Source organism: Acetivibrio cellulolyticus CD2, from assembly GCF_000179595.2.
In the GTDB taxonomy this organism is placed as follows: Bacteria; Bacillota; Clostridia; order Acetivibrionales; family Acetivibrionaceae; genus Acetivibrio; species Acetivibrio cellulolyticus.
Window position 1 is genome coordinate 646,042 of sequence record NZ_JH556658.1, and the last position, 13,034, is coordinate 659,075.

Here is a 13,034-nt window from a genome sequence, read left to right on the forward strand (position 1 = left end):
TCTTCTCCCGATTGTTATAATTATTATGGTGCTCAGCACTGCTATAATATCTTCATGAAGTTTGCCTTAAAAAGGATGTACAACATTGCAATCACCCTTAGGTTCTTGCTGTCTGGCAGCCCTACGAATATTAATTGCCATAACTGCTAAAAGTGCTGCTATACTTACTGAAAACAATACAATAGATAAGTTTTGTGTAAAATGTCCGTTTATCTCTGTCCTTCTTATTAATGCTAACGTCGTACTACAGCAGACCTGAGTTATCAAGGATGAATATATTGATTTGCCAAAGTAAAATACCAATCCAAATGCCAACTGACCTAAAAACCCATAAAATATTATAGAAGGTGAATTACCAAAGTATATCAATTCCCCTGCATAGAACATAGCTTGAATCACAAGAGCTAACGATACTGGTATTACACTTTTAAGCTCATTAAAAGCAAGTCCTCTGAAGCAAAACTCTTTATACGCAGAATTGATCAACGTCACAAGTAAAACCAAAATAATGTTTCCACTTAATATCCAGTCGATAGATCCACCAACTGATGCCATTTTGAACCCAGATATGTTTACTAATGAATTTGTAAAAACAGCCAATAAAATTCCGACTCCTGCACAAGTAATCCCATTTAAAAATGTAATTCTTTTAATGCTTGCAAAAGTAATAGGATTTTCCTTTCTAACATATTTTACAAATAATGCTAATAGACTCATTGAGATAATATCCAAAATTACAAAAACAGAAGTTGGAGTTTCCTCACGTATGGAATTAATAAATGCAACATCCTTTATAACCCTAAGAACCAAAAGATTTGATACCATTGGTATTACAACAAACAAGGCAACAAATAAAACCATTTTCATAAACTTTTTCATTTTTTACATCCTCCTGTATAAATATATTTTTATTTTAAAAACAAACTAAGAATCTTTAAATATAGTGCTGCAAACTCCTTCATTTTAGCTTTACTTAACCGATTTCCATTAAATCTTATATACAATGTGGTACATTCCTCTTCGCCATATTCAAATGCAATATCAAATACATCTAACAGAGCAAAGCTTGCACTTATGTTTTCAGACTTATAGAAAAGAGGCACAATCTCATATGTATCCTTTGCAACTACTTTTCTTTTTAAATCTTCTGTTCTGTAACTTGCATCTGCTGAAACACTTTTACGAACTTTAAAGACTTCTTTAAATAAATCCTCAAACTTATTTATTTGCCCTAGTTCAATACTTATTGAAGAGAATGTGTCTGATTCATCGAGTGAAACTTGAAATACTGTATTAGTCTCTTCACTTATTTGTGAAATCAAATATGCACCTACCGAGATCAGGATATCTGATATCTCAATATTATTAACCGCTGCAGCTTCCTTAAGGCTCTTGTGGGTAGCTAAGTCTATATTCAGATTAAAACCCATTTCCTTATTGGCTCCCGCTTCAATACCAAAATACTCTTTAGAAAAAGGAACTCCTTTTAATGAAATTTCTTTATTCGTCTCTTCTTTTTGGCTATTTATAAACTCTGCAATCATTGAAATAGTAGGATAAGCAAAAAGATCTGTAATTTTTACCTTTCCCGGGTATAATTCTTCAACCTTTGAATGCATCTTTATAAGTAGAATTGAATATCCACCCAACTCAAAGAACCTGTCGTTTATACCGATTTTATCAAGCCCTAAAATTTCCTTCCAAATCTCTAAGAGTTTTTCTTCCACCTCATTTGTGGGAGCAACATATTCCGTTCCGGTTTCTATCCCTCCATCCACTTGAGGCAGTTCCTTCCTGTCAACCTTTCCGCTTGAGGTCAAAGGTATTTTATCCAGCTTGATAAAGTAGGACGGTATCATATAAGCTGGAAGGTTCTTGGACAAAAACTCTCTTATTTCGTTAACAGTAAGTTCCCTGCCTGCCACAAAGTAAGCATAAAGAATCATATCTTTATCACTGTTTTCCCTGGCAACTACGGCTGCATCAGTTATATCCTCATGTTTTAAAAGCTCTGTCTCTATCTCTCCAAGCTCAATTCTGAAGCCTCTTACCTTAACCTGATTATCTTTTCTTCCAATGTATTCAACATTTCCGTCAGGCAGCCAGCGAGCGATGTCTCCTGTACGGTAAAGCATCTCACCTTCTTTGAATGGATTTTTCACAAATTTCTCTTTATTGAGCTCAGGCCTGTTAATATACCCTCTAGCAAGGCCATCCCCGGCTAAATGCAGTTCACCTGGCACTCCTACCGGCTGTATAACATTGTTGTTGCCAAGTATATAGAAACTTGTATTGTCAATTGGTTTGCCTATAGGTACAATATCTACCTCATCTACAGTCGGGCAGTCGAAATATGACACGTCTATAGTTGCTTCTGTAGGACCATAGAGATTATGAAGGGTTGTGCCATTAGCTTTTGTGAGCAGGCTGTTAAACTTCTTAACCTGTGCCGGATGAAGTGCCTCCCCACTGCAAAATACCCTTTTGAGGCTCTTTAACTTACTTAGGTCAGCACCCTTGCCTAAATACTCCAGAAAAGCATTTAGCATTGACGGCACAAAGTGCATAACAGTAACTTTATTCTTATCTATAGCCTCCAAAATCACCTCAGGATTCTTTTCTCCCCCAGGCTCAAGGAAGCATACTGCTGCGCCAGTCATACCCCACCAGAAAAGCTCCCATACCGATACATCAAATGTAAAAGGTGTCTTTTGCAGTATCACATCCCCATCTCCTATAGGGTAAGCCTTCTGCATCCAATTGAGCCTGTTTACAAGTGAATAGTGCTCAATCATCGCACCCTTCGGTTTTCCTGTTGATCCCGATGTGTATATGACATATGCAAGGTCGTTTGGTTTACTTAGTACCTGCTGTTTGCCAGCACTTTCTTCATAAATACCTGCATCTTCAACAAATATCTTCTTTATTCCATCACCTGATTTGCTGTCAAATGCCCTATTTGTCAAAAGCACAACCGCATTTGAGTCCTCTAGCATGTACAAAATTCTATCATCAGGGTATTCCGAGCTGATAGGAAGATATGCTCCTCCTGCCTTATGTACTGCTAGAATGCTAATCTCCATCAGAATGGATCTGTCAAGCATTATTGCTGCAATACTGTCCCTTCCAACACCATTTTGCTGTAAAATAGCCGCAAGCTTATCCGCTCTTAAATTGAGTTCCCTGTATGTTACCCTATCCTCCCCAAATATGGCAGCTACATTATTCGGTGTCTTTAGAGTCTGTTCTTCAAAAAGCTTATACACCGGCTTTTCCTTATCATACTCAGCTAACGTACTGTTAAACACATTAATAATCTGCTCATGTTCTGCTTTTGAAAGCATATCTATTTCATCTAAAGTGAGTTCAGCATTATTTATAACCTCATCAACTATATTTTTAAAGTGTCCGGCCATTCGTTCTATAGTCTCCGGTTTAAAGAGGCGCGTGCAGTATTCAATATTAACAGCCAAGTCCTCTTCGTTCTCAACAACCTCCATTGTCAGATCGAATTTTGAAGTTTTACTTTCTACTTTGTATGGCAAAAACCTTACGTTTTCAAATTCCATAGTAGGAATGCCCATATTCTGCAGTACAAACATAGTATCGAACAATGGATTCCGGCTTATGTCCCTCGGAATTTGAAGAGTATCTACAAGCCTTTCAAACTGGTAATCCTGGTTTTCATAAGCTTTCATCGCATTTTCCCTTACTTCATCAAGGAAAAGTGTGAAGCTTTTATCTCCGCCTGGGAAACTCCTCAAGGCAAGGGTATTAACAAACATCCCCACAACATTTTCAACATCAGCATGCTGTCTTCCGGCTGTCGGCGATCCTACCACAATGTCTTCCTGACCGGTATATTTATATAAAAGTGTGTTATATGCCGCCAAAAGAACCATGTAAAGTGTAGCACCTTTTCTGAGCGCCAGTTCTCTTATCCCATCAAGCGTCTTTTTATCGAAACTGAAAGTATATTTATCTCCCTCACTGCTTTGTACAGCAGGCCTTTGATAATCGGAAGGCAGATTAAGTACAGGAATCTCTCCCTTAAACCTGTCAAGCCAGTATTCTTCCTGTCTTCTTAATTCATCGCCTGATTCAAGGGAATTTTGCCATGCTGCAAAATCCTTAAACTGGATTTTGAGTTCAGGCACACTTTCTCCCATATAAAGGCTGATAAATTCCTTTGCAAGTATCACCGATGAAACTCCATCAGCAATTATATGGTGCATATCAAACATCAGGAAATACCTGGCGGTATTCATTTTAACCAATGCCACCCTGAAGAGCGGTGCTACCTCTAAATTGAAAGGGCTTATAAACCTTTCTGCTATTTTCTCCGGCTCTTCTCCTATAGCTTCACAATAATCAAAATCAATCTTCATATTGTCATGAACAATCTGGGCAGGTATTTCTCCAAAAAGCTTAAAGGAAGTCCTTAAAGACTCATGCCTCTGTACAAGCTTTTCCAAAGCCAGCTTGAAACGCTCAATATCCAACTCACCTTCAATGATAGACATTGATGGTAGATTATAAACTGTGTTGTCGCCTTCGAGCCTGTTTATTATAAACAGCCTCTTTTGCGAAGAAGATACAGGATAATATTCATGTATTTCAATCTTGCCAATCTCTTCAAAATCCTTTTCTTCCGATTCACTTATCAGAAAAGCCAGTTCTTTTACCGTAGGAGCATTAAATATTTCTCCTATGGTTACTCCCACGCCAAAGTCTCTGTGAATCTTGACTGCAAGTCCTGCAGCTTTAAGCGAATGACCTCCCAAACGGAAGAAATCGTCATTTATCCCGATTTTCTTATCTATTCCCAATACCTCTTTCCAAATTTCTATAAGCTTCTCTTCTATAGAATTGGTCGGTGCCTCATACAAGCTCTCATCCTTGTCTTGCTTAGAAGGCTTTGGCAGTGCTTTTCCATCCACCTTTCCGTTTGGCGTAAGCGGCATTTTATCCAGTACTACAAAATTTGACGGCATCATATAATAGGGCAGTACATTAGCTAATCTCTCCCTTATGTCTTGAATATCAATATCTTCCCCAGCCTCAATATAACCACAAAGATATTTGTCACCGGCACTGTCTTCTAACGCTTTAACAGCAGCATTCCTAATGTCTTTTATTTTTATAAGTTCCGACTCGATTTCCCCCAACTCAATTCTGAAACCTCTTATTTTTATCTGGTTATCCAACCTTCCCAGGTATTCAATATTCCCGTCGGGCAGCCACTTTGCCAGATCCCCGGTTCTATATATACGCTCTCCTACATAGAATGGATCTGCTATAAACTTTTCAACTGTGAGTTCAGGCCTTCCCAGATATCCTCTTGCCAGACCATCTCCGCCTATATGCAGTTCACCCGGTACCCCAATTGGCTGAAGCTTAGCTTTAGAGTCCAAAACATAAAGCCTGATATTATGAATGGGTTTTCCTATTGGTATAGTATCAAAATCAACTCTATAAGAGCAGTCAAACCAGGATACATCCACTGTCGCCTCAGTAGGGCCATAGAGATTGATAAGCTTTGTTCCTATTGGCGCAAACAACCTGTTGAATTTATTTACAAGACCTGCTCCAAGAGCTTCACCGCTTGCAAAAACCTGTCTCAAGCTTTTTAGCTTTATAATGTCTATACCGTTTTCCACATAGGTCAAAAATGCAGATAGCATTGAAGGCACGAAATGCATTGTTGTAATCTTATACTTCTCAATTGCATTTATGATTTCAGAAGGCTCTTTTTCCCCTCCCGGCTTTAAGAAGCATACTTTAGCCCCTGCCATTGCCCACCAGAAAAGCTCCCATACTGATACATCAAAAGTAAATGGAGTTTTTTGAAGTATCACATCACTTTCTCCTATTGGGAAGCTGTTTTGCATCCAGTTCAGTCTGTTTACCATTGAGTAATGCTCAATCATTGCTCCCTTAGGCTTTCCTGTCGAACCTGATGTATATATAACATACGCCAGATCATTAGGCTCATTAATCTTCTGAATTTCCTTTGCTTCTCCATTAAAGACCTCTGGATCATCAACAAAAACCGTATTTACATATTCACCGATTTTAGATCTGTGAGCTTCTTCCGTTATCAGTAATACAGCACCGCTGTCCTCCAGCATATAGTCTATTCTAGCCAAAGGATACTCTGGACTAATCGGCATATACGCCCCACCGGCTTTGTGAATTCCAAAAAGGCTTACCGCCATGGAAACAGAACGATCCAGCATAACTGCAACAACACTGTCCCTTGTTACACCTTTATTTCTTAAGACCTCTGCAAGCCTGTTTGATCTCCTGTCAAGCTCTGAATATGACACCGACTCTTCTCCAAAAAATACTGCTGTTCTGTCTGGTGTTTCTTCTGCCTGTTGCGTTAAGAAATCATATATAGTTTTCTCTTTAGAATATTCAACCTTTGTTGAGTTAAAATCATTGAGCAGTTGTAACCTTTCGTTTTCAGAGAGCATTTCTATTTCATTAATCTTTATTTTCGGATTTGACAGCACCTCATTAATGATATTTGTAAAATGCTGAGCAAGTCGCTCAATTGTGCTTTCATAAAACAAATCAACACTGTACTCCAGTATGCACTTTAGTTCACCTGATGCTTCTTCCACTATATCCAGCTTAAAATCCAGCTTTGAAGTATTGTGCACGACTTCACGATTTGAGAGTGATGCTTCACCGAGCTTGATAATGTTTAGCGAATCAAACTGGTTGTGCAAAATAAGCATAGTATCAAAGAAAGGATTTCTTGAAGCATCCGCATCCTTAAGATTGTTCTCAACAATATTGTCAAAGGAATAATCCTGATTGGCATATGCCTTTATCATCATATCCCCGGTTGCTGTTAAAAAGCTTTCAAAGTCGGCATTAGTATCAATTTCCATCCTCAATGGAAGAAAATTATTGAACATACCTGCCATACGCCATGTATCCTGCTCACTTCTTCCTGCAACAAGCGAACCAATTATAATATCATGCTGACCCGTATACCTGTTTAAAAGTATGTAATAAGCAGCAGCAAGAACATTGTTCAACGTGACTCTATTCTTTTTTGCAAGCCTTTCCAACTCATTCTTTTGCTTTTGAGAAAGGTCAAATTTGTAGCTGTTCCCTATAAAACTTCTTTTATCATGTCTTTGCATGTCAAGGTGCATGTTAAGAACCGGAATTTCCCCCTTAAGCATTTCATTCCAGAACATGCCCATCTTCGCATACCTTTCACTCTTTACCTGTTCAAGGTGCCACATTGTATAATCCTTATACTGCACCTTAAGTTCTTCCAACTCTTTACCTTCATAGATTGAAATTAATTCTTCAATAAGAATTTTTACTGTAATTCCGTCCGAAACTATGTGGTGCATGTCTAAAAAAAGTACATGTTCAACATCTGATAACTTAAAAAGCTTCGATCTCATAAGGGGAGCTATAGATAATTCAAACGGCTGGGCTGCCTCATTAATTAATCTGTCAATGCTCTCATCACATGCATCTATAACAGGAATGTCCATCGTTATATCCCCATTTATTTTCTGCACGATCTCTCCTTCAAGCATATGAAATGAAGTTCTTAATGCTTCATGCCTCTTAACCAGCAGCTTAATGGAATTGACAAGTTTCTTTTCATCTATGTGCCCTTTTATTGAGAGCGAAAGCGGCATATTATAAAGAGTCCCAACGTCATCCGAATACTTTTGAACAAAAATACTTTTCTGAGCTGCTGTTACAGGATAGTATTCCTGTTCTACAGCCTTTTCTATAGGCTTAAAATCGGCTTTATTCAAGTCTGAGATGCAATTAGCCAGAAGCCTTACTGTGGTATTTTTAAGCAATATAGCCAAAGGCACTTCAAAACCTAATTCCTTTTTTATTTTTGAAGCAAGCATTGTCGCTTTCAGTGAGTGTCCTCCCAATGAGTAAAAATCATCGTTTGCCCCAACTTTCTGAACCTTTAGTACCTGCTGCCATATATCGGCCAGCTTCATTTCCAAACCTTCCTTAGGTTCCTCATATAAGGCCTCGCACTCGTCTCCATTGACGTATTCGGAGAGTTTTTTAAAATCCACCTTCCCATTAGATGTAACAGGGATTTTATCAACAAGTACAATTTTAGAAGGTATCATATATGCAGGAAGTTCTTTTGACAGGAAATTCCGCACTTCATCTCCGGTTAGTTCCTTCTTTACTGCCACATAAGCACAAATATACTGATTTCCATCTACATCCTTCAATATGTTCACAACAGCCTCCCCAATATCCTCATGTGCATTGAGGCAGGCTTCTATTTCACCTGGTTCTATTCTAAATCCCCTGATTTTTACCTGTTTATCTGCTCTTTCTATAAATTCGATATCTCCCCCGGGAAGCATTCGTACAATATCTCCAGTCTTGTACATAAACCCTTTTGATTTGAACAAGTGTTTGATGAACCTCATAGATGTGAGTTCAACATCATTTATATAGCCCTTTGCGACACCATCTCCGGCTATGTATAACTCCCCCAAACAACCTGAAAATACAGGCTTTAAGTTTTTGTCAAGCACATAGATTTCAGTATTTGATATAGGCTTTCCTATTGGAATAGTTACAGAAGAATTATCAATATTGTCAATCGGGAAATAAGTTGCAAAGGTAGTTGTCTCAGTAGGCCCATATACATGTACAATCTTGCCCTGCCCTGCTGCCTCAAGAGCCTTTGCAGCATGGATGGTAGAAATGCGTTCCCCTCCGAAAAGGACTTTTCTTATATTTTTAAGGCTCTGTGCATCTGCATCCACTAAAGCATTGAAAAGCGCAGTAGTTATAAAAAATACCGTTATCCCCTCATCTTTTATAATACCTGTCAGCTTTGCCATATCCAGAAATGTTTCTTTCTTTGTAAGCACAAGCTTTGCACCGTTTAACAGTGCTCCGAAAATATCGAATGTGGAACCGTCAAAAGCATAATTTGATAGCTGCAGTATTATATCCGAGGGCAATATTTCTATGTAATTGGTATCCTTCACAACCCTGCTTATATTATAGTGGGATGTCTGTATCCCCTTAGGTGTTCCGGTTGAACCAGATGTATACATTACATAAGCTGTATCGCAGGATATATTTTTACATACAGGGTTTGAAGCAGGATATTCACTTAACTTCTCTGTTATTTCTTCATATACTAAGGTTTCAATATCCCACTCAACATTGAAAACATCCCTTGATGGAAATAACCTTTCCCCCAAAGACTTCTCCATCAAAACAATTCCTGTTTTTGTGCTTCTAATCATGTCTATAGACCTTTGCACCGGGTTATCAGGGTCTAAAGGTAAATAGGCACCCCCAGCTTTAAGCACTGCAAGTATGCTTATTATCATTTCAAAAGATCTGCCGAACAAAATACCCACCGTTTCATTAGACTTTACTCCCTTATTTATAAGGAGTGCTGCAAGTCTATTGGCTCTTTCATTAAGCTCCCCATAGGTCATTTCTATATCTTCAAGCTTAAGTGCAACTGCATCAGGTCTTTTTTCTACCTGTTCCTCAAAAAGTTTCTGCAGAGTTTTTCTTTTTGGATACTTACTTACAGTATTGTTTAAGTCGCTTAATAAAAATTCTCTTTCCTCTTTTTCCAACGTTTCCACTTCAAAAAGAGGCTTCTCAATTTTATCTACCATTTCCTCAATAATCATTGTAAAACGCCTTGAAAGGTCTTCTATACAACTTTTTTCAAAAGTCCCCCTGTTATAAATGAACTTGATTTTCATTTTCTCAAAGTTCATAATTGAAACACTCAAGTCGAAGTTTGATTTTTCAAAAACCTCATAATCTGTTATTCTAAAATTCCCTTCAGAATTCAAGAGTTTTGTATCTAAAGGATAATTTTCAAAGGCAATAATTGAATCAAACAGGTTTTCTCTGTTGTTTATTTCGCTTACGTCTTTGATATCCGAAAGTGAGCAGCACTCAAATTCTTCCCTGCCAATTAAAGCACGGTTTAACTCCTCCAGACATTTGCTTAACTTTTCATCTCCGGCCGCCGTAAATCTTACAGGTATGGTGTTTATAAATAACCCTACAGTGTTTTCAATTCCCCTTAATTTTAAGTTTCTTCCCGAAACTGTAACCCCAAAAACAACATCTTTTGAATTGTCAATTTTTTGCAGCAAAATCCCCCATGCAGCAAAAAATAAAGTGGCAGGAGTGAAATTTTTCTCTCTGGCAAAACTCTTAACTTTTTCGGAAAGCTTAAGAGAGAGATCAAATGTAAATTCCTCTGTACCAAATTGAGCCTCTTTTTTCCCTGTTGAAACCGGAAGTCTCGTTTTTTTGTCAAATCCACATAAATAATTCTTCCAGAATTCCGCAAGATGCTCTTTATCCAAAGTCTTTGTCCATTTGATATAATCTCTGATTTTTAATTTATTAATTTCGCTTGAAGGCTTAATTCCTTTAATATATCTGTTGTATGCTTCAAAGAATTCCGTTAAAAGTATTCCATTGCTCCATCCGTCATATAAAATATGGTGTCCGCTTATTATTACTGCATAATTGTGTCCAGGCATTTTGAGAAGACTTATTCTGAATGGTTCCTTTTCAATATCGAGGCCTTCCATTCTGTCCTCTTCAGACATTTTAACCACTTTTTCACGCCATGCACCTTCATCAATACTGGAAAAATCGTATTCCCTGATCTTAAGCCTCTGCTCTTTAAAAATCACCTGTACAGGCTGGTTGAGATTTTCCCACTTAATTACCGAACGTAGAGCTTCATTTTTTTGGGCTACAGTGCACCATGCTTTTTTAAACCCCTCAACATCCAATTCCCCATATAAATACAAAGTCAACTGCTGAAAATACTCTTCACTACTGGGATTCTTAAGGTATTGAAACAACATACTTTCCTGCATCGGCGTTAACGGCAGAATGTCTTCTACGGCACTTTTGCCTTTTGGATTTTTATCCGCCGTAATTTTCTCATCATTATTTAAAGTATACATTTTTTCTAATCCCCCAAATTTAGAATATTTATAGTTATTTGCGAAATGCTATAACGCTTGAATTTACTGCATTTCAAATTGATATTTTTATTGTTTTCCCCCTCTGCTTCTAGTAAAATATAGGTATCTAATCCAATTTTAAACAAGAGAAGGGGAAAACAAATGGTAAAACTTTATAAACAAATTTCTTTTGCTGACACATTCGAAGAATGTAAAGATGTTTTTCAAAATAATAAGCCAAAATTTCTTAAGCTACTCTCACAACATCTTGATTTATCTTCGCTTATACCACAGGATTTTTATTGGTCTTACCACAAAACTCTAGGGAGAGACCGTAAATATTCACTCTCTTCAATGCTTTCAGCATTAGTTCTGCAGAAAATTCTTGGCATTCCTACAGTTTCGCTACTCATTATTTTTCTTAATTTATGCCATGAAGCCCGTGAATTCTGTGGCCTTCCAGACGTCCCTCATAACTCTCAGTTTACACGGTTCAAACAAGATTTCGTTATTTACCTGGAAAACTTCTTTAACCACCTTGTAGATATTACAGAACCTATTTGCCAGGAAATTAACACTACTCTTGCATCCACTATCGCTTATGATACTTCAGGTATTGAAACCTTTGTAACTGAGAATAACCCAAAGTTCATAAATTCTATCATAAAAAAACTCAAGGCTTTCTACAAGGACAAGCCTGATGTCGATGTATATAAAATGGCTTATAGCCTTATGCCTTCTTCAGCCTCTGCAAACAAAGAAAATCAGCAACTCTACANTAACGGCTACTTCTGCTATGTCTACAAGTTTTGGCATTATCACCAAACNGNCCTCGCATTCCNAGACATATTGGCTTTTTTGGATAGTGACTTCAAAAAGAAACATCCTGAAATGCACATTGAGAAAAAAATTCGGATTCTCCAAGACGAAGATGAAATCTATTAGGGGATTTCCAAATCCCTTAAACCCAGTATTTTGGCAAACTTCCTTTAACTCTTTCCCCCCGGATTTTTAAAACCCAAGCACTTTCCCTTGGTGATTCTATTTTTGATACGTGCGATACCTACACATTGCTCTTAGATGAACTCAAGTTTCAAAGGGCTCTAATACCTTTGAATTCCAGAAATTCAAACCCTAATCTTCCGCCTATTAAATACAATGATGATGGTTGGCCACTTTGCTCTAAAGATTCTTCTGTACCAATGAAACCAAATGGCTGGAGCCGAGAAGAAGGAAGAATCGAAAGATTCAAATGGCGGTGCCCACAGGCAAAACTAATTAAAGGTAAATGGGTTACTTCTTGTGATAACCCCTGTAATGGCAAGCCTTGCGGTCGTGTAACCTTCACATCTCCTGCCATGGATAAACGCATGTATCCAGGTGTGATTAGAGGCTCTGACGAATGGATTTCTGACTACAAAATTAGGACTGTAGTAGAAAAAAACATTCAATACCTTAAGGAGCCTATGGCCTGTGGTAATCTTAAAACAAGAGACAACCTAACTATTAAAGCAGATTTATATCTCGCAGGTATCACACAACTAATTACTGTAATACTTGCAGATAAAATTCATGAGCACAAGTATATACGTAGTTTAAAACCTTTAATCGCTTGATTTACTAACTTACTCTTGAAACTTATGTCTTATACATAAGCTTATTTGTGCTGTAATTTCATCAACAAGGTTCTGGTTTTTCAGTCAAATCACTAACATATATCCCTCTTAAGTTATCAAAGTCCATTTTACATCTCTTCTAACTTTTTACATCTGATTTTTTAAGTCATTTTGCAAATGCCTAATATTAATTAAAGTAGAACCATATATAAAAGCACTAAATGTAATAATTTTACTATACCATACCTTAGTAATTATGTCACTAAAAGGGATTAAGTTTTACTATTTTAATATAATATTATGTAAAAGGGATGTTGCATTCGCAACACCCCTTTAAAACAGCTAGTTATTGTGTTAATAAAGTTTACAGCACATAAATACGTTTATTTCACAGTAAAGTTAGTTGGTGCTGTATTTGTTCCGC

General features: G+C 37.4%; 4 protein-coding genes. 2 read left to right on the forward strand and 2 right to left on the reverse strand.

Annotated features, from left to right (window positions below):
• Positions 1–66: 66 nt before the first annotated feature.
• On the reverse strand, positions 67–879 hold the full coding sequence (locus ACECE_RS0218555) for a CPBP family glutamic-type intramembrane protease (RefSeq protein WP_010249960.1): 813 nt from the start codon (positions 877–879) through the stop codon (positions 67–69).
• A gap of 29 nt (positions 880–908) precedes the next feature.
• The gene (locus tag ACECE_RS28085) at positions 909–10,994 is read right to left on the reverse strand and encodes a non-ribosomal peptide synthetase (protein ID WP_010249962.1); all 10,086 of its coding nucleotides are present in this window, start codon (positions 10,992–10,994) and stop codon (positions 909–911) included.
• A 354-nt stretch (positions 10,995–11,348) separates the two neighbouring features.
• Between ACECE_RS28085 and ACECE_RS31880 the strand changes: the two genes are divergently transcribed.
• Together ACECE_RS31880 and ACECE_RS31885 are read left to right on the forward strand one after the other, a co-directional pair.
• A complete protein-coding gene (locus ACECE_RS31880) occupies positions 11,349–11,939 on the forward strand; it encodes a transposase (protein WP_456049035.1) in 591 nt (196 codons plus the stop codon).
• A 167-nt stretch (positions 11,940–12,106) separates the two neighbouring features.
• Positions 12,107–12,610: a hypothetical protein gene (locus ACECE_RS31885; RefSeq protein ID WP_010252870.1), complete on the forward strand. Its 504-nt coding sequence runs from the start codon at positions 12,107–12,109 to the stop codon at positions 12,608–12,610.
• The last annotated feature ends 424 nt before the right edge of the window (positions 12,611–13,034 follow it).